Source organism: Pseudomonas sp. 06C 126 (assembly GCF_001855215.1).
GTDB classification, from domain to species: Bacteria; Pseudomonadota; Gammaproteobacteria; order Pseudomonadales; family Pseudomonadaceae; genus Aquipseudomonas; species Aquipseudomonas proteolytica.
Window position 1 is genome coordinate 1 of the sequence record NZ_MIFU01000151.1, and the last position, 17,059, is coordinate 17,059.

The following is a 17,059-nucleotide window of genomic DNA, read 5'->3' on the forward strand; positions in this document are numbered from 1 at the left end:
TCCACCGAATGTGACTGTAGCCAGGAAAATCAGCAGTCCAACGTGCCAGTGGCGCAGCTTGGCTGGGCCGCAGCCATCGCTGGTGGCGTGATGTTTATCATGACGCGTGGCCGCTTCCCTCGGCCAATGATCCCCGCTTACTGATTTGGAGGAGCCCCCATGGAACCGGAATTCAATGTAGCCGAAGAGCTTGCCAAGCAACCACACCTGCTGGAAATACCCGGTCATCTATTGATGACGGGCGGCCCCCAGAATTATATCGGCGCAGTACTTTGCCTGCGGGGAACGCTGTATTTCAAGGAGGCCCATACACGTTTGGTGCGCGAAGCGCTATGCCAGTGTTTCGACGACTTCAAACGCTTGGCTGAGCCCCACCTCACCTGGCTCTGGCGCGAAGAACCTCCTCAGGGCAAGCCACTGTCAGCTTTTGCTGACGCAAAGCCACTCCGAGATATGGTCGAAGCAATGGATGCAGACGACCTTCTCAGCTTCTACTACCTCAGTGGCAAGCAATCCAACGACGCTAGCGCTTGGCTCTTCGATGTTTTTGGTATGCGTGGATGGAAGGCAAAGATGGGGGATGAGCTCAGCGTCCTGCAGTTCTCAGTACCGCTTTTGTACCAAGAGCAGAGCCCACTCAGTTTCTTGCGCTTGTTCCTAGACTCCGCGCGCCGATTAGTCCCCGAGCAGGGCTGCGCGGGGCATGCCTTCAATCTTTCCGTCACCAACCGGGATGGTAACGAACCTACTGAAGCCTTTATGGCGGCGCGCATGCCGGGATTGGATGTAGGCACAGCCGCTCTGTTGGCGAATATCCCCGAGTTCAAACCCACAAGAATCAAAACGGTCAGTTGGCTGACCTTGCTCGACCAAACACGCCTGGATCTTGTTGGCGGCCTGGATGGCCTGCGTGCGCAGCTACCTTCCAGCCATTTTGCCTTCTATGACTACGGTAACGGCGTAGTGATCCAGGCCGGTGCATACCCATACCTTGGCGGTGATGCCGATGATCCGAAACCGGCTGCCTATGTGTTGTTGAACCACGTGCTCAAGGACATCCGCTACGAGACTGTAGGCTCACTGCACGGTGGCTCTCATGATGGCGAGTTGCGGCTGGTGGACTGGTCGGCTGACCAGTGGCTCAAGCGCTTGGATGTGGACGCAGACGATATACCTGCCTGGCGTGCCAAGTTACTTCGTGACGAATCCTGCTTGGATGCTACAAACACGCTGCCGGGGCGTTTGTAGAAAGCAAGCCCCATAATGGGCTTCTAACTTCCTGTCCGGCAGTAGCAAAACCTAGATAGGGCTTGAGTCGCAGGCGCGCACCCGCCGTAATGACAGGTGCGACGCTCAAGGGTTAAGGCATCACGGGCGGCATGTACTTCAACGTCGTCCCCAGTGCCCACAGCAAAAACAGCACCAACGGCGTGTGCACCAGCAACTGCACAAACGAGAAGCCAATCAGGTCCCGCGCCTTGAGCCCCAGCACACCGAGCAGCGGCAGCATGTAGAACGGGTTGATCAGGTTCGGTAGCGCCTCGGCGGCGTTGTAGATCTGCACGGCCCAGCCCAGGTGATATTGCAGGTCATTGGCCACCTGCATCACATACGGCGCCTCAATGATCCACTTGCCACCGCCCGATGGGATAAAGAACCCCAGTACCGCCGAATACACGCCCATCAGCAGCGCATAGGTGTCGTGTGAAGCGATGGAGGTGAAGAAGGTCGAGATATGGTGGGCCAGGGTCTGGCCATCGCCGCCCTTGACCACGGTCATCAGCGCCGCGATGGAGCCATACAGCGGGAACTGGATCAACACCCCGGTGGTGGTCGGCACCGCGCGAGCCACGGCATCGAGGAAGCTGCGCGGGCGCCAGTGCAGCAAGGCGCCGACCATGATGAACAGGAAGTTATAGGTGTTGAGCCCCGAGATAGCGCTGATCGCAGGTTTGGTCGAGAACTCATGGAACAGCCAGCCGGCAGCCAGCAGCGCCAGCAAAATGGTGAGCAACGGGCTGTGTTCCAGCCATTCTCCCGGACGGCTTGGTGGCTGTGGCTTGGGCAGGTTGAATGCCGGGTCCACACCGCAGGCCTTGGCGTCACGCGCCGAGTTGGGGCCCGGTGCGGTGACGTAGGCGATGACCAGCGACACCACGATCAGCGCCAGCAACAGCACGCCCGATTGCCACAAAAAGATCGTATCGGTGAAGGGAATAGTGCCGGTGATCGCCAGGATCGACGGCGGCAAGCTGGCCGGGTTGGCCTGCAGTTGCGCGGCCGATGACGACAACCCCAGCGCCCACACGGCACCCAGGCCCAAATAGGCCGCCGCGCCGGCAGCGCGATAGTCCATGCGCAAATCCGTGCGGCGGGCCAGCGCCCGCACCAGCAACCCGCCGAACACCAGGGACAGGCCCCAGTTGAGCAGCGAGGCAACCATCGAGATCAACGCCACCCACGCCACGGCCGAGCGGCCGTTTTTCGGGATGCGCGCCAGGCGGTCGATCAACTTCACGGCAGGCGGCGAGCTGGCGACCACATAGCCACCAATCACCACGAAGGCCATTTGCATGGTGAACGGTATCAGGCTCCAGAAACCGTCGCCAAAGGCCTTGGCGGCGTCGGTGGGCGCTGCACCCATGCCCAGCGCGGCCACGGCGACAATGATTACGGCGAGGGCGGCAAACACCCAGGAGTCAGGAAACCAGCGTTCGGCAAAGTTCGAGCAACGCAGGGCAAAGCGGGCGTAGCGGCTTTCTTCGATAGGATCGGCCACGTTATTTACCTCTTGTATTTATTATGGGGCGGATTGCGGGCATCTTGGCCCACGGCCATTTATTTGGGAATGTTGTTATTTTCATGGATCAATGAGTAAACCGAATATATCCGCTGCGATTGCCAGGATCCGGCCCAGCTCATAACCTGCACGCCATTTTGTCTGTCTGCCGAGCTTCTCCATGACTGCCACCGCTTATCCACAGGCGCAGCGCTTTTCCCGCTCCGACTATAAAACCCTGGGCCTGGCCGCCCTGGGCGGTGCCCTGGAAATCTACGACTTCATCATTTTCGTATTTTTCGCCCTGACCCTGAGCCAGTTGTTCTTCCCCCCGGAAATGCCCGAATGGCTGCGCCTGCTGCAGAGTTTCGGAATTTTCGTCACCGGCTACCTGGCGCGGCCGCTGGGCGGCATCCTGATGGCGCACTTCGCCGATCACCTGGGGCGCAAGCGGGTGTTCAGCCTGAGCATCCTGATGATGGCCTTGCCGTGCCTACTGATCGGGATCATGCCGACCTACGCGCAAATCGGCTATTTCGCACCGCTGATCCTACTGGCGCTGCGGGTCTTGCAGGGCGCCGCGGTGGGCGGCGAAGTGCCCAGCGCCTGGGTCTTTGTCGCTGAGCACGCGCCGGCCAACCATCGCGGTTATGCCTTGGGGTTCCTGCAAGCCGGGCTGACCTTCGGTTACCTGCTGGGGGCATTGACGGCGACCTTGCTGGCGCAGATGTTCACCGCTGAACAAATCCTCGATTACGCCTGGCGCTTTCCGTTTCTATTGGGCGGTGTGTTTGGTGTGATCGGTGTCTGGCTACGCCGCTGGCTCAGTGAAACCCCGGTGTTCCTGGCCATGCAGGCGCGCCGCCAGGCCGACGCCGAACTGCCGCTGCGCACGGTGTTGCGCGACCATCGCCAGGCGTTGTTGCCGGCCATGTTGCTGACCTGTGTGCTCACCTCGGCGGTGGTGGTGTTGGTGGTGATCACGCCAACCATGATGCAGAAAACCTTCGGCATGAGCCCCAGCCACACCTTCGCCCTGAGTGCATTGGGCATCGTCTTCCTGAATATCGGTTGCGTATTGGCGGGCCTGTTGGTGGATCGCATCGGCGCCTGGCGCGCGGTGCTGGTCTACAGCCTGCTGCTGCCGGTGGGCATCGCCGTGCTTTACGCCAGCCTGATTGCCGGCGGCGTGTGGCTGGGCGCAGCCTATGCCATTGCCGGGTTGAGTTGCGGGGTGGTGGGCGCGGTGCCTTCGGTGATGGTCAGCCTGTTCCCGGCGCCGGTGCGGGTGTCGGGGATTTCCTTTACCTACAACATCGCCTACGCGCTGTGGGCGAGTACCACGCCGTTGATGCTGATTGCATTGATGCCCGCCAGCCCATGGATTTGCGTTTTTTATTGCATGGTGATGGGTGCGGTCGGCGTGGCCAGTGCCGTGCGGTTTGCCAATCGACCGGTTTTTTAAAGCCACCACAATCTCCCTGTAGGAGCGGGCTTGCCCGCGATGGCGGTGGATCAGTCACTGTTTGGATCGCTGGTGTACCGCTACTCGCGCTCTTCCAGCACGTAGCCCACCCCGCGCAGGGTGTGGATCAACTTGCGCTCGAACGGGTCGTCGATCTTTGCGCGCAGGCGGCGGATCGAGACTTCGACCACATTGGTGTCGCAATCGAAGTTCATGTCCCACACAAACGAGATGATTTGCGTACGTGACAGCACCACGCCGCTCTGGCGCATCAGCAAGTGCAGCAGGGCGAACTCCTTGGTGGTCAGGTCAATGCGCTGGCTGCCGCGAAAGGCCCGGTGGCGACCCTGGTCCAGTTCCAGGTCGGCCACCCGCAGCACGTCCGGTACCGCCGCCTCGACGCTGCGGCGCATCAGGGTGCGGACCCTGGCCAGCAGTTCGGGAAACTCGAAAGGCTTGACCAGGTAGTCGTCGGCGCCCAGTTCCAGGCCTTTGATTTTGTCGGCCAGGCGGCCGTGGGCGGTCAGCATCATGATCCGGGTGTTGCTGGTCTGGCGGATCCGCTGCAACACATCCCAACCGTCCATCAGCGGTAGGTTCACATCCAGAATCACCAGGTCATAGGCGTGTTGCCGCGCCAGGTGAACGCCGTCCGCGCCACTGGCTGCGCAGTCGACCACATAGCCACTCTCGCTCAGTCCCTGGTGCAAGTACTCGGCCGTTTTCAGTTCATCTTCGATAACCAGGATTCGCATGTCGAGGGTGCCTCGGTGCAAGGGGAAGTCGCTGAAATTGCCGCGAAGGTTAAAGCAAAAGCCCGGGCCAGAGCCTTTGCTAACGGATTTGTAATGTTCTGGCCACCCCCCTGATAAGTAGCGAAAGTTACATTGCCCCTGCTTGGATTTGTCCGCCAACTCATGGGTGTGGAACGCTTGTTATGCCAATGTTTTCAAGAACAATTGTGTGCTCCGTAGTGGGGTTATTGGCGATGGCCCAAGTGGCAAGCGCCCAGACCCTGACCCTCGAATCGGCCCTGCAAAGTGCGTTTGCCGGCAACCCGGACCTGGCCGCTGCGCAATGGGAAATCGACATCGCCCAGGGCGGTCGTCAGCAGGCCGGGCTGATCCCCAACCCGGTGGCCTCCTGGGATGCCGAAGACACCCGCCGCAGCACCCGCACCACCACCGTCAAGCTGAGCCAGACCCTGGAGTTGGGCGGCAAACGCGGGGCGCGCATCGAGGTGGCCTCGCGGGCCCAAGATGCGGCCGCCCAGGAACTGGAACAGCGGCGCAACCTGCTGCGAGCCGAGGTCATCGATGGCTTTTATGGTGCGCTGTGGGCCCAGGAGCGCCTGGAACTGGCCCAGCGTTCAATGGCGCTGGCCGAGCGCGGCCTGGTGATTGCCAATGGCCGGGTCACGGCGGGCAAGGCGTCGCCGGTCGAAGCCACCCGCGCCCAGGTAGAGGTCTCGCAAATCCGCCTGGAGCGCAGCCGCGCCGAGATCGGCGTAAGTGATGCCTATCGCCGCCTGGCGGCCATCACTGGCAGCGCCACCATCGGTTTTGAACGTGTCGAGGCAGGTGCCGTGAATACGCCGGCGCTGCCTTCGGTCACCCAACTGCTGGCGCGCCTGGAGAGCACCGCCGAGCTGCGCCTGGCGCAGCTGCAAATCCAGCAACGGGACGCCGGCCTGGGCCTGGAGAAGGCCCAGCGGATTCCCGACCTGGATATCTCCATCGGCAGCCAGTACGACGCCAGCGTCCGCGAGCGGGTGAATCTGGTGGGCGTCTCGATGCCGATCCCGCTGTTCAATCGCAACCAGGGCAATGTGCTGGCGGCCAGCCGCCGAGCCGATCAGGCGCGGGACCTGCGCAACGCCACCGAACTGCGCCTGCGCACCGAAACCCGCCAGGCCCTGGACCTGTGGGCAACCGCCAACAGTGAGGTGCGCGCCTTCAACCAAGTGATCCTGCCCGCCGCCCAAAGCGCGGTGGACAGCGCCACCCGTGGCTTTGAGATGGGCAAGTTCAACTTCCTCGATGTGCTCGACGCCCAGCGCACCTTGATCGCCGCCCGCACCCAATACCTCGCCGCACTCGCCCAGGCCACCGATGCCTGGGTGCGCATCGAACGGATTTACGGCGACCTTGCCCGCATTTGATCTTTCAGGAGTTCCCCATGAACAAACAACAAGGCCTGGCTTTGGCTGTTGCAGCGGCTATTGCCCTCGCGGCGATGGTGTTTTGGCCGGCCACCAGCGTGGCGCCCCAGGCACCGGTGGCGAGCGTCAAAGCGCCGGAGGAAGAAGAGGAAGAGGGCGTGCTGGTGCTCAATGAGCAGCAGATCCAGGCCGCCGGCATTCAACTGGCCAAGGCCCAGCCCCGACAAATCAGCACCCTGCTGTCGTTGCCGGGCGAGGTGCGATTCGACGAAGACCGCACCTCCCATATCGTGCCCCGTGCGGCGGGGGTGGTGGAGTCGGTGAAGGTCAACCTTGGGCAGAAGGTCAAGCAAGGCGAGCTGTTGGCGGTGATCGCCAGCCAGCAGATTTCGGATCAGCGCAGCGAGTTGGCGGCCAGCCAACGCCGGGTCGAACTGGCCCGCACCACCTTCCAGCGCGAGCGCCAGTTATGGCAGGACAAGATCTCCGCCGAACAGGATTACCTGCTGGCCCGCCAGAGCCTGCAAGAAGCCGAAATTGCCCTGAACAACGCGCGGCAAAAGATGAACGCCCTGAGTGGCAGCGCGGTCCTGGCCGGCGGCAATCGCTATGAACTGCGTGCGCCGTTTGCCGGGGTGGTGGTGGAAAAACACCTGGGCGTTGGCGAAGTGGTGAGTGAGACCAGCGCCGCTTTCACCCTGTCGGACCTGTCCCAGGTGTGGGTCACGTTTGGTGTGTTCCCCAAGGATCTGAACAAGGTCCAGGTCGGTCGGCCGGTGAAGGTCAGCTCGGCGGAAATGGGTACCGACGTGATGGGCACCGTGGCCTATGTCGGCAACTTGCTGGGCGAGCAGACGCGTACCGCCACGGTGCGGGTCAGTGTGGCCAACCCCGACGACTCGTGGCGACCTGGCCTGTTTGTCGCGGTGCAGGTGGCCACGGATAGCTATTCGGCGCCGGTCACTGTGCCGGTGGAGGCGATCCAGACCGTGGAAGACAAACCCTCGCTGTTTGTGCGCACCGCCGAAGGCTTCGTCACCCGCCACGTTGAACTGGGTGTCAGTGAAAACGGCTTTGTCGAGGTGCGCCAGGGCCTGGAGGCTGGCGCCGAGGTGGCGACCGTTGGCAGCTTCGTCCTCAAGTCCGAACTGGGCAAGGCTTCGGCCGAGCACGCCCATTGATCCTGCGAGTGATTCCCCATGTTTGAACGTCTGATTCAATTTGCCATCGAGCAGCGCATCATCGTGTTGCTGGCGGTGTTGTTGATGGCCGGTGTCGGCATCGCCAGCTACCAGAAACTGCCGATCGACGCGGTACCGGACATCACCAACGTCCAGGTGCAGATCAACTCGGCGGCGCCCGGCTTTTCACCGCTGGAAACCGAACAGCGCATCACCTTTCCTATTGAAACCGCCATGGCCGGTTTGCCGGGCTTGCAGCAGACCCGTTCGCTGTCGCGTTCGGGGCTGTCCCAGGTCACGGTGATCTTCAAGGATGGCACCGATCTGTTCTTCGCCCGGCAACTGGTCAACGAGCGTTTGCAGGTGGCCCGCGAACAATTGCCGGACGGTATTGAAACCGCGATGGGGCCGATTTCCACTGGCCTCGGGGAAATCTTCCTGTGGACCGTGGAGGCCGAGGAGGGGGCGCGCAAGGAAGACGGCTCGGCCTACACGCCGACGGACCTGCGGGTGATCCAGGACTGGATCATCAAGCCGCAGTTGCGCAACGTGCCTGGCGTGGCCGAGATCAACACCATTGGCGGCTTTGCCAAGGAATACCAGATCGCCCCGGACCCCAAGCGCCTGGCCGCCTACAACCTGACCTTGAGCGACCTGGTGACGGCGCTTGAACGCAACAACGCCAACGTCGGCGCCGGTTACATCGAGCGCAGCGGCGAGCAATTGCTGATCCGCGCGCCGGGGCAGGTGGCGTCCATCGATGACATCGCCAACATCGTGATCAACACCGTCGACGGCACGCCGATCCGCGTGCGCAATGTGGCCCAGGTCGATATCGGTCGCGAGTTGCGCACCGGCGCGGCCACCGAAGATGGCCGTGAAGTGGTACTCGGCACGGTGTTCATGTTGATCGGCGAAAACAGCCGCAGTGTGTCCCGGGCGGTGGCGAAAAAACTCGAAGAGATCAACCGTTCGCTGCCCGAAGGCGTGGTCGCGGTTACGGTCTATGACCGCACCAACCTGGTGGAAAAAGCCATCGCCACCGTGAAGAAAAACCTCTTCGAAGGTGCGCTGCTGGTCATCGTGATTCTGTTCCTGTTCCTGGGCAACATCCGCGCGGCGTTGATCACCGCGATGGTGATCCCGCTGGCCATGTTGTTCACCTTTACCGGGATGTTCACTAACAAGGTCAGCGCCAACCTGATGAGCCTGGGGGCCTTGGATTTCGGGATTATCGTCGATGGCGCGGTGGTGATCGTCGAGAACGCCATCCGCCGCCTGGCCCATGCACAGCAACGCCACGGCCGCCTGCTGACCCGCAGCGAGCGCCTGCACGAAGTGTTCGCCGCTGCCAAAGAAGCGCGCCGCGCGCTGATCTTCGGGCAACTGATCATCATGGTGGTGTACCTGCCGATCTTCGCCCTGACCGGGGTGGCCGGGAAAATGTTCCACCCCATGGCGTTCACCGTGGTCATGGCCTTGCTGGGCGCGATGATTCTGTCGGTGACTTTCGTCCCGGCGGCGATTGCGCTGTTCGTCACCGGCAAGGTCAAGGAGGACGAAAACTGGGTGATGCGCAACGCGCGCCGTGGTTATGCGCCGGTGCTGGATTGGGTGATGGCGCACCGTACCTGGGCGTTCGGCCTGGCGCTGTTGACCATCGTGATGTCTGGCGCCGTGGCCAGCCGCATGGGCAGCGAATTTATCCCCAGCCTCAGTGAAGGTGACTTCGCCCTGCAAGCCTTGCGCGTTCCGGGCACCAGCCTCACGCAATCGGTGCAGATGCAGCAGCAACTGGAAAAAAACTTGATGGCGCAGGTGCCGGAAATCCAGCGGGTATTTGCCCGCACCGGTACTGCAGAAATTGCCTCCGACCCGATGCCGCCGAATATTTCCGACGCCTACTTGATGCTCAAGCCCAAGGAGCAGTGGCCGGACCCGAAAAAGTCCCGCGAAGCGCTGATCGCCGATATCCAGCGCGCCAGTGCGATTGTGCCGGGCAGCCAGTACGAGTTGTCGCAACCGATCCAACTGCGTTTCAACGAGCTGATTTCCGGGGTGCGCAGTGACGTGGCGGTGAAAGTATTTGGCGATGATCGGGATGTGCTGAACAACACCGCCGGGGAAATCGCCGAAACCTTGCGCAAGCTTGATGGCGCGTCGGAAGTGAAGGTGGAACAGACCTCCGGCCTGCCGGTGCTGACTATCAATATCGACCGAGACAAGGCCGCGCGCTTTGGCCTGAATGTGGGAGATGTGCAAGACACCATCGCCGTCGCCGTGGGCGGGCGCCAGGCCGGCACGATGTACGAAGGCGACCGGCGTTTTGACATGGTGGTGCGTTTGTCGGAAACCCTGCGCACCGATATCGAGGGCTTGTCGCGGCTACTGATCCCGATCCCCGCGCTGGCCGGCAATACCACGGGGCAACTGGGCTTTATCGCCCTGTCGCAAGTGGCCAGCCTGGACCTGGTGTTGGGCCCGAACCAGATCAGCCGCGAAAACGGCAAGCGTCTGGTGATTGTCAGTGCCAACGTGCGCGGGCGGGATATTGGCTCGTTTGTCGCTGAGGCCGAACGGGTGATGGCAGAGCAGGTGAAGATCCCCGCCGGCTACTGGACAACCTGGGGCGGCCAGTTCGAACAGCTCAAGGAAGCCTCCGAGCGCTTGCAGATCGTGGTCCCGGTGGCGTTGCTGCTGGTGTTTGGTTTGTTGTTCATGATGTTCAACAACCTCAAGGATGGGCTGCTGGTATTCACCGGCATTCCCTTTGCGTTGACCGGTGGGATCATGGCGCTGTGGTTGCGCGATATTCCGTTGTCGATTTCTGCCGGGGTGGGGTTTATCGCGTTGTCGGGGGTGGCGGTGCTCAATGGCCTGGTGATGATTGCGTTTATCCGCAACCTGCGTGAGGAGGGGCGTTCGTTGTCGGTGGCGATCAATGAAGGAGCCTTGACCCGCTTGCGCCCGGTGTTGATGACGGCGTTGGTGGCGTCCCTCGGCTTTATCCCCATGGCCCTGGCCACCGGCACCGGCGCTGAAGTACAGCGGCCGCTGGCGACGGTGGTGATTGGCGGGATTATCTCGTCGACTTTGTTGACCTTGCTGGTACTGCCAGCGCTTTACCACTGGGCCCATCGGCGCGATGAAGAGCCGGTAGCGTCCTGACCTCGCGCTGGATGGGCTTACGGTGGAGAAGGGGCTTGTTGTGGAGAGGGGGCTTGTCCCCCGTTGGGTGGCGAAGCCGCCCTAAAACCTGCTTGCTCGGTGTGCCTGGGGTAAGTGGGGTGGGTTTGTTGGGGCTGCTGCGCAGCCCAGCGCGGGGCAAGCCCGCTCGCCACGACAAGCCCGCTCGCCACGACAAGCCCGTTCTCCACAACGAACCTGCTTGCCATAGCAAGCCCGTTTGCGGCAATAAGACTGCTGAGTGCGGCAAGGGAGTCGGTAGCTACGGGACTTGCGGGGTGGCGGGCAGGGTGGGGAATATCAGTCGGAACTGGGTCACGTCGCCCGGCACGCAGTTGGCCTCGGCCTGGCCCTGGTGCAGGCTCATGATCGAGCGCACGATCGCCAGCCCCAGCCCGGTGCCGCCTTCGGTGCGGGCGCGGCTGTTGTCGGCGCGGTAAAAACGCTCGAACAGGTGCGGCAGGTGTTGCGCTTCAATTCCCGTGCCCGGGTTGCTGACGGTCAGCGATACACGCTGGTGATAGGTGTCGACCTGCAATGAAATTCTAGAGCCGTGCGGGCTATGGCGGATTGCGTTGGACAGCAGGTTGGAAATGGCCCGTTGAATCATCAGCCGATCACCCAGGACCCAGGCGTCGCCCGCCTGGCTCAGCTTCAACGCTTTGTCTTCGGCGCTCAACGCAAACAGCTCCATGACCCGTAGCGCTTCATCGCGCAGGTTCACTGCGGTAAACGAAGCCCGCGCCGCCGGATGGCTGACCTGGGCCAGAAACAGCATGTCGGCGACGATCCGCGCCAAGCGGTCCAGTTCTTCGGTGCTGGATTCCAGAGCCGATTTGTACTCGTCGGGCGCCCGGGCACGGGACAAGGTCACCTGGGCCTTGCCCATCAGGTTGGTCAAGGGCGCGCGCAGTTCGTGGGCCAGGTCGTCGGAGAATTGCGACAGTTGCTGTACTCCGGCATCCAGCCGATCGAGCATCACGTTGATGCCCCGCGCCAGTTCGTTGAGTTCCCTGGGCAGGTTGTCGACGGCCAGGCGATGGCTCAGGTCCTGGGTAGTGACTTTGGCGGCGACGCGGCTGAATTGCTGCAATGGGGCGAGCCCGCGCTGCACCAGCCACCACGCACCCATGCCAATCAGGATCAACAACAGCGGCAGGGCGATGACCGTGGATTGCAGGTAGGCACTGAGCAGTGCCTGATCGTCGGAACGATCCAGGGACAGCAACACCCGCACATTCTCCCCGGTGTGCAGGCGCATCACGCTCGATGCGCTGAGGATCTGGTTGTCACGGCCATCGGTCCAGTTCAGAAACCCCAGGGTTTGCCTCGCGGCAAAGTCCAGCAGCAAGGGCTCCTGGGGCCTGGCACCGACGCTCAGCAACACCGCATTGGCGGGCGCGGGGCCGATGATGGTCAGGTAGAAGTTGTCATGGCCCATCACCAGGTCCAGCAATGAATGCGGCCGGGCACTGATGTCGCGGGTGTTGAGGTCTTGCAGCAGGCTGTGCTGGATCTGCTCCATCTTGCTTTCCAGGCCCTTGCGCGCGAGGTTTTCCAGCTCATGGGTGAGGGCCAGGTACGCCAGGCTCGCCAGCAACAGCACCAGGCCGGCGCCCATCAGGCTGACGGTGAGCCCCAGGCGCATGGATAGACTGCCGGTTCTCATTGGCGTGTTTCCAGTACGTAGCCCACGCCACGAATGGTGTGGATCAACTTGACCTCGCTCTGGTCATCGACCTTGGCCCGCAGCCGGCTGATCGAGACCTCTACCACGTTGGTGTCGCAGTCGAAGTTCATGTCCCAGACCAGCGAGATAATCTGCGTGCGCGTCAGCACCTCGCCACTCTGGCGCATCAATACCTGCAACAGCGCGAACTCCTTGGTGGTCAGGTCAATGCGCCGCGTACCCCGGTATGCCCGGTGGCGACGTGGGTCCAGCTCCAGGTCGGCGACGCGCAATATTTCCGGCAACGCAATCGGCTCACTGCGCCGCAGCAACGAGCGCACCCTGGCCAGCAACTCGGGAAACTCGAAAGGCTTTACCAGATAGTCATCGGCGCCCATGTCCAGGCCTTTGATCTTATCGGCCAGGCGGCCACGGGCGGTGAGCATCATCACCCGTAAGGTGTTGTCGCGGCGCAACTGTTGCAGCACCTGCCAGCCGTCCTGGCCGGGCAGGTTGACGTCAAGGATCACCAGTTCATAGCGGTGCTGGCCGGCCAGGTGCAGGCCGTCGATGCCGCTGGCGGCGCAATCGACGACATAACCACTCTCACTCAAGCCTTGATGCAAGTAGTCGGCAGTTTTTGGCTCGTCCTCAACCACAAGGATACGCATGCAGATTGACCTCTTACTGATAAGCGAATAGGCGACGGGAGCTACACGGGATAACGGCTGTAGTCCACAAAGTAGGAAAATTCTGAGCCTTGAAGTAGCTTCAGGGTCAAGGGCGGCGTTGGATGGCGTCGAGCGGGCAAAAAAAAGCGCCCGTGAGGGCGCTAAAAATTCATCTCCTTCCAAAGGAGCTCCACAAAAAAAGCTTCAAGAGATGAATGTGCTCGGGGTGCGCCGCTCAGATGGCGGTGGGGGCCGATGTATCCGAGGGCGCTGGATTTTGCTCGGCCACGGCTTGGCTGCCGTGGATCTGTTGCTGCTGCTGGCGAAACTCGGCCAGCCACTGGCGGGAGCGATCACCGCCGTCATCGGCCAGGGCTGCGGTGGAGGCAGCACTGATTAAAACGCTGAATAAAATGTGCAGTGGCTTCATTAACTTTCTCCGCAAAAGACCCGTGCCGTTAGTTCGCGGTCGGTCGAGGCAGGCAGTATATGAAGGGCAACTTAACGAGAACGTGAGGCGCATATTACAGTTCTGACAGGCTGCAAATTGTGAAGAAGTGCTAGTCAACGGCAAGTGAATGTAAGCACTTGCCGTTGAGTGTTATCAGAGGATGGCCAGCGGGTATTCCATGATCAGCCGCAATTCTTCCAGGTCCGATTCAAAGGCGCTGGAGCGTACCGTCGCCTGGCGAATGCGTATCGACAGGTCTTTCAGGCTGCCGCCCTGGAACACGTACTTGGCCTCGATATCGCGCTCCCAGCGGCGCTGGTCGGTGAGTGGGTCACCCAAGGCGTCGCGACGCATATACACCGAGTTGGCGTTGCTGTAGTCAGCGCCAGTGCCCTTGCCATAGCGGGTCATGAACGACAGGCCGGGGATGCCCAGGGTCTGCATGTCCAGGTCATATCGCAGGGCCCATGAACGTTCCTTGGGCGAGTTGAAGTCGCTGTATTGGATCGAGTTGTCGAGGAAGATCGAGTCGGACTGGCGCAGGTAATCGAAGTCATCGTTGCCGTTGTTGCGCTGGTGGGACAGCGCCAGGCGATGGGCGCCGACCTTAACCCCAAGCTTGGCACTCCAGATATTGTTGTTGAGCTCGCCCAGCAACCGCTTGCCCTCGTCCTGGGCGTTGTAATAGTTGAAACCGGCAAACATCGCCACCTCGTCCGTCAGCGGATAATTGACCGCTGTACCGAAGTAGTACTGATCCCAGGCGTCCTTGAGGCGGCTGCTGTAGAGGCTCAGGCTCCAATGCTGGGCCTGGTAGTCGCCGCCGAAGTAACCGACCCAGGGCGCATTCACATTGCCTGCGTAAAACGTCGCAAAACCCTCACGCATGCCGCTTTGGGTTGGCTGGCTCATGGCGTGCAAGCGTCCACCTTGCAAGGTCAGGCCTTCCAGGCTGGTGTTTTCCAGGGTCACACCACGAAAGCTTTCCGGCAGCAGGCGTGAGTCGCCGTAGTGCACCACCGGGGTTTGCGGGAAGACGTCGCCGACTTTGACCACCGTGTCCAGCAAACGCATTTTTACTGCACCGCCGAGCTTGCTGTAGTCGTCTTCGGGACGGTTGTCGCTGTCTACCGGCAACATGTCGAATGAGCCCCGGCCGCCGCTGCGCCCGGTGCCGGAATCGAGCTTGAGGCCATACATCGCAAACGCATCCAGGCCGAACCCCACGGTGCCCTGGGTGAACCCGGACTCGAACTTGCCGATCAGGCCCTGGGCCCACGCTTCTGAATAGCCGTTTCCGGTCGGGCTTGACTGGCCTTTGCGGTCATCGCGATTGAAGTAAAAGTTGCGCGCCAGTACGTTCAGCGTACTGCCTTCGATAAACCCCTCGGGTTTATCTTCTGCGGCCATGCCCGCCAGCGGTGTTGTGCTGGCCAGTGCTGCGATGATGGAAAGGGAAAGTGTGCGGTTAGTACGCATGTATCGCTCCTCGGTGTTGGCAGCTATGAGCTTTTTAGTCGCCTGGGGCGTTCTTATTGGAGAGCTATCCCTGATGCGGGGAGCCCGGCTCATAGTTGCAAACAGCGGATAACGCCGAGGTGGCCTGCACATTACAATTTTGCCAGTTCAACGGTTTATGACGGATACGTAATCCGCCCGTGAAGCTCCTGACAGGAAGCGTTAGTTACCCTCGATCCTGAACTTTCAACGACTTGAAATCAGACGAGGACACTTTAATGAAGCATTTGACACGAGCCCTGGGCGTGGTGGTTTTTTCTCTGTCCATGGGGGCGATGGCCGAAGGTGGCGGGGACCGCGCCATGGCGCAGTTGATGCAAAAAAACCAGGAGGCCATGGCGCGCTATGCCACCGCGCAGGGCAAGCCGGTGCCTGAAGTCCAGGCTTATCGCTACGGGATGAAGCTGGATATCGCCCGGGTGGTGAATGTCACGCCGCCGGTGCGAACCTGCAAGGTGGTGCCCTCGCGCATGACCTATGAAGATTCCAGCGGTCAGCTCAAGACCCTTGAGTATCAGGTCTTGGGCTTGTGCCGTAATAACGGCAGTTGAGGCACTGAAAAAATAATTGTATCAGGGGGCTCAAGCCCTCTTCAGAAAACGCCGGCAGCGCCGATGGTTAGACAATCCACTATGACTGCCCTCCGGTGTTCCCCATGTTCAATACCCGCTTGAAGCAGGAGCTGTCCGCTCTTCGCGAAGAACTGTCCAGCCTGCAGCAGGTCAAGGAAAGCCTGGAGAGCGAGATGCTGGCATTGAGCCTCGACCCTGAGGGCCGGATCGAGTCGGTCAATCAGAACTTCCTCGACGAAATGTTCTACAAGTCCAGCGATCTGCTGGGCCATGCCATCCATGGGTTTGTGCCGGAGCATGTGAAGCGCGACGAATTCCAGCAGCGCTTTGCCAACGCCTTGAGCCGTGGCGAACACTTTGCCGGCACCGTGCGCCTGCTGCGCGGCAATGGCAAGGAAGCGTGGTTGCGCTCCATCGTGCAGCCGGTGCGGAGCGCGGACGGGCGCATCAAGCGGTTTTCGGTGTACTCCAGCGACCTGACCCGCACCATTGAGGCGTCCCGTGAGCATGAAAACCTGATCACCGCGCTGGTGCGCTCCACGGCGGTGATCGAGTTCGACCTCAATGGCAATGTGCTGGGCGCCAACGAGCGTTTCCTGCAGGGCATGGGTTACAGCCTGGCGCAGATCCAGGGCAAACATCACCGTATGTTCTGTGAGCCCCAGGATTACAACAGCGCTGACTACCAGGCCTTCTGGAAACGCTTGAACAGCGGTGAGTTTGTCGCCGGCCGCTTCAAGCGCGTGGATGCCCATGGCCGCGAAGTCTGGCTGGAAGCCTCCTATAACCCGGTGCTGGACGCCAACGACCGGCTGTACAAAGTGGTCAAGTTCGCCACGGTAATCACCGACCAGATCAATCAGGAACGCGCGGTGGCCGAGGCCGCCAACATTGCCTACAGCACCTCATTGCACACCGACAGCAGTGCCCAGCGCGGTACCGCTGTGGTTACCCAGGCGGTGGAGGTGATGCGCGACTTGGCCAAGCACATGGAACAGGCCGGCGAGGGCATCGAGGCGCTCAACGCCCAGTCCCAGGTGATTGGCACTATCGTCAAGACCATCAGCGGGATTGCCGAGCAGACCAACCTGCTGGCGCTCAACGCCGCGATTGAAGCGGCCCGTGCCGGCGAGCAGGGTCGCGGGTTTGCGGTGGTGGCCGATGAAGTGCGCCAGTTGGCCTCGCGTACAAGCAAAGCCACGGAAGAAATCGTCGGCGTGGTGCGCCAGAACCAGGACATGGCCCGCGATGCGGTGGCGCTGATGACCGATGGCCGGTTGCAGGCCGAGCAGGGTTTGTCGCTGGCGGCAGAGGCGGGCACGGTGATCGTCGAGATCCAGGACGGCGCGCAGAAAGTGGTCAGTGCGGTGGGCCAGTTTGCCAACCAGTTGTCCACCTAGACTCAA

General features: G+C 61.4%; 12 protein-coding genes and 2 pseudogenes. 8 read left to right on the forward strand and 6 right to left on the reverse strand.

The features are described from left to right. Positions 1–159: 159 nt before the first annotated feature. The gene (locus BHC62_RS26235) at positions 160–1,248 is read left to right on the forward strand and encodes a DUF3396 domain-containing protein (RefSeq protein WP_070996717.1); all 1,089 of its coding nucleotides are present in this window, start codon (positions 160–162) and stop codon (positions 1,246–1,248) included. A 112-nt stretch (positions 1,249–1,360) separates the two neighbouring features. Here BHC62_RS26235 and BHC62_RS26240 read toward each other — a convergent pair whose 3' ends face one another. Next, on the reverse strand, positions 1,361–2,779 hold the full coding sequence (locus BHC62_RS26240; RefSeq protein WP_029295811.1) for a short-chain fatty acid transporter: 1,419 nt from the start codon (positions 2,777–2,779) through the stop codon (positions 1,361–1,363). Positions 2,780–2,960: 181 nt separating this feature from the next. Here BHC62_RS26240 and BHC62_RS26245 point away from each other — a divergent pair, with 181 nt between their 5' ends. Further along, the gene (locus BHC62_RS26245; protein WP_029295808.1) at positions 2,961–4,244 is read left to right on the forward strand and encodes an MFS transporter; all 1,284 of its coding nucleotides are present in this window, start codon (positions 2,961–2,963) and stop codon (positions 4,242–4,244) included. Positions 4,245–4,324: 80 nt separating this feature from the next. On the opposite strand, the gene BHC62_RS26250 is transcribed toward BHC62_RS26245, so the two are convergent. Then, positions 4,325–4,999 carry a heavy metal response regulator transcription factor gene (locus BHC62_RS26250; protein WP_070996719.1) on the reverse strand — a complete coding sequence of 225 codons (675 nt, stop codon included), beginning with the start codon at positions 4,997–4,999 and terminating at the stop codon, positions 4,325–4,327. Positions 5,000–5,181: 182 nt separating this feature from the next. Here BHC62_RS26250 and BHC62_RS26255 point away from each other — a divergent pair, with 182 nt between their 5' ends. Genes BHC62_RS26255 through BHC62_RS26265 form a run of 3 tightly spaced genes read left to right on the forward strand, consistent with a single transcriptional unit; the run spans position 5,182 to position 10,754 of the window. After that, positions 5,182–6,405 (forward strand): TolC family protein, encoded by a 1,224-nt coding sequence (locus BHC62_RS26255; protein ID WP_070996721.1) that lies wholly within the window; start codon positions 5,182–5,184, stop codon positions 6,403–6,405. A 17-nt stretch (positions 6,406–6,422) separates the two neighbouring features. Then, the gene (locus tag BHC62_RS26260) at positions 6,423–7,586 is read left to right on the forward strand and encodes an efflux RND transporter periplasmic adaptor subunit (protein WP_070996723.1); all 1,164 of its coding nucleotides are present in this window, start codon (positions 6,423–6,425) and stop codon (positions 7,584–7,586) included. An 18-nt stretch (positions 7,587–7,604) separates the two neighbouring features. Beyond that, positions 7,605–10,754, forward strand: a complete 3,150-nt coding sequence (locus BHC62_RS26265) for a CusA/CzcA family heavy metal efflux RND transporter (RefSeq protein WP_070996725.1) — start codon at positions 7,605–7,607, stop codon at positions 10,752–10,754. Between the two features lie 280 nt (positions 10,755–11,034). On the opposite strand, the gene BHC62_RS26270 is transcribed toward BHC62_RS26265, so the two are convergent. The 4 genes from BHC62_RS26270 to BHC62_RS26285 form a co-directional block, all read right to left on the reverse strand. Then, positions 11,035–12,441 (reverse strand): heavy metal sensor histidine kinase, encoded by a 1,407-nt coding sequence (locus BHC62_RS26270; RefSeq protein WP_070996727.1) that lies wholly within the window; start codon positions 12,439–12,441, stop codon positions 11,035–11,037. After that, the gene (locus tag BHC62_RS26275) at positions 12,438–13,112 is read right to left on the reverse strand and encodes a heavy metal response regulator transcription factor (protein WP_029295795.1); all 675 of its coding nucleotides are present in this window, start codon (positions 13,110–13,112) and stop codon (positions 12,438–12,440) included. Before BHC62_RS26275 ends, BHC62_RS26270 begins: the two co-directional genes overlap by 4 nt. A gap of 235 nt (positions 13,113–13,347) precedes the next feature. Continuing rightward, positions 13,348–13,542, reverse strand: a complete 195-nt coding sequence (locus tag BHC62_RS26280; protein WP_029295793.1) for a hypothetical protein — start codon at positions 13,540–13,542, stop codon at positions 13,348–13,350. 174 nt (positions 13,543–13,716) lie between these two features. Then, positions 13,717–15,042, reverse strand: coding sequence for an OprD family porin (locus BHC62_RS26285; protein WP_070996728.1), 1,326 nt, complete (start codon positions 15,040–15,042; stop codon positions 13,717–13,719). Between the two features lie 257 nt (positions 15,043–15,299). Here BHC62_RS26285 and BHC62_RS26290 point away from each other — a divergent pair, with 257 nt between their 5' ends. The 3 genes and pseudogenes from BHC62_RS26290 to BHC62_RS29435 all read left to right on the forward strand — a co-directional run. Beyond that, complete coding sequence (locus tag BHC62_RS26290) at positions 15,300–15,632, forward strand: DUF2790 domain-containing protein (protein WP_029295788.1); 333 nt, start codon at positions 15,300–15,302, stop codon at positions 15,630–15,632. A gap of 194 nt (positions 15,633–15,826) precedes the next feature. After that, a pseudogene (locus BHC62_RS29430) lies at positions 15,827–16,513 on the forward strand (PAS domain-containing protein); the annotation flags it as partial. 111 nt (positions 16,514–16,624) lie between these two features. After that, positions 16,625–17,053: pseudogene (locus tag BHC62_RS29435) on the forward strand (methyl-accepting chemotaxis protein); the annotation flags it as partial. Positions 17,054–17,059 lie beyond the last annotated feature (6 nt).

Excerpts from the sequence above, each read along its gene's own strand:
- BHC62_RS26235 (WP_070996717.1), top strand. The coding sequence starts at position 160 with ATGGAACCGGAATTCAATGTAGCCGAAGAGCTTGCCAAGCAACCACAC.
- BHC62_RS26255 (WP_070996721.1), top strand. The coding sequence starts at position 5,182 with ATGCCAATGTTTTCAAGAACAATTGTGTGCTCCGTAGTGGGGTTATTG.
- BHC62_RS26280 (WP_029295793.1), bottom strand. The coding sequence starts at position 13,542 with ATGAAGCCACTGCACATTTTATTCAGCGTTTTAATCAGTGCTGCCTCC.
- BHC62_RS26270 (WP_070996727.1), bottom strand. The coding sequence starts at position 12,441 with ATGAGAACCGGCAGTCTATCCATGCGCCTGGGGCTCACCGTCAGCCTG.
- BHC62_RS26245 (WP_029295808.1), top strand. The coding sequence starts at position 2,961 with ATGACTGCCACCGCTTATCCACAGGCGCAGCGCTTTTCCCGCTCCGAC.
- BHC62_RS26275 (WP_029295795.1), bottom strand. The coding sequence starts at position 13,112 with ATGCGTATCCTTGTGGTTGAGGACGAGCCAAAAACTGCCGACTACTTG.
- BHC62_RS26260 (WP_070996723.1), top strand. The coding sequence starts at position 6,423 with ATGAACAAACAACAAGGCCTGGCTTTGGCTGTTGCAGCGGCTATTGCC.
- BHC62_RS26285 (WP_070996728.1), bottom strand. The coding sequence starts at position 15,042 with ATGCGTACTAACCGCACACTTTCCCTTTCCATCATCGCAGCACTGGCC.
- BHC62_RS26250 (WP_070996719.1), bottom strand. The coding sequence starts at position 4,999 with ATGCGAATCCTGGTTATCGAAGATGAACTGAAAACGGCCGAGTACTTG.
- BHC62_RS26290 (WP_029295788.1), top strand. The coding sequence starts at position 15,300 with ATGAAGCATTTGACACGAGCCCTGGGCGTGGTGGTTTTTTCTCTGTCC.
- BHC62_RS26265 (WP_070996725.1), top strand. The coding sequence starts at position 7,605 with ATGTTTGAACGTCTGATTCAATTTGCCATCGAGCAGCGCATCATCGTG.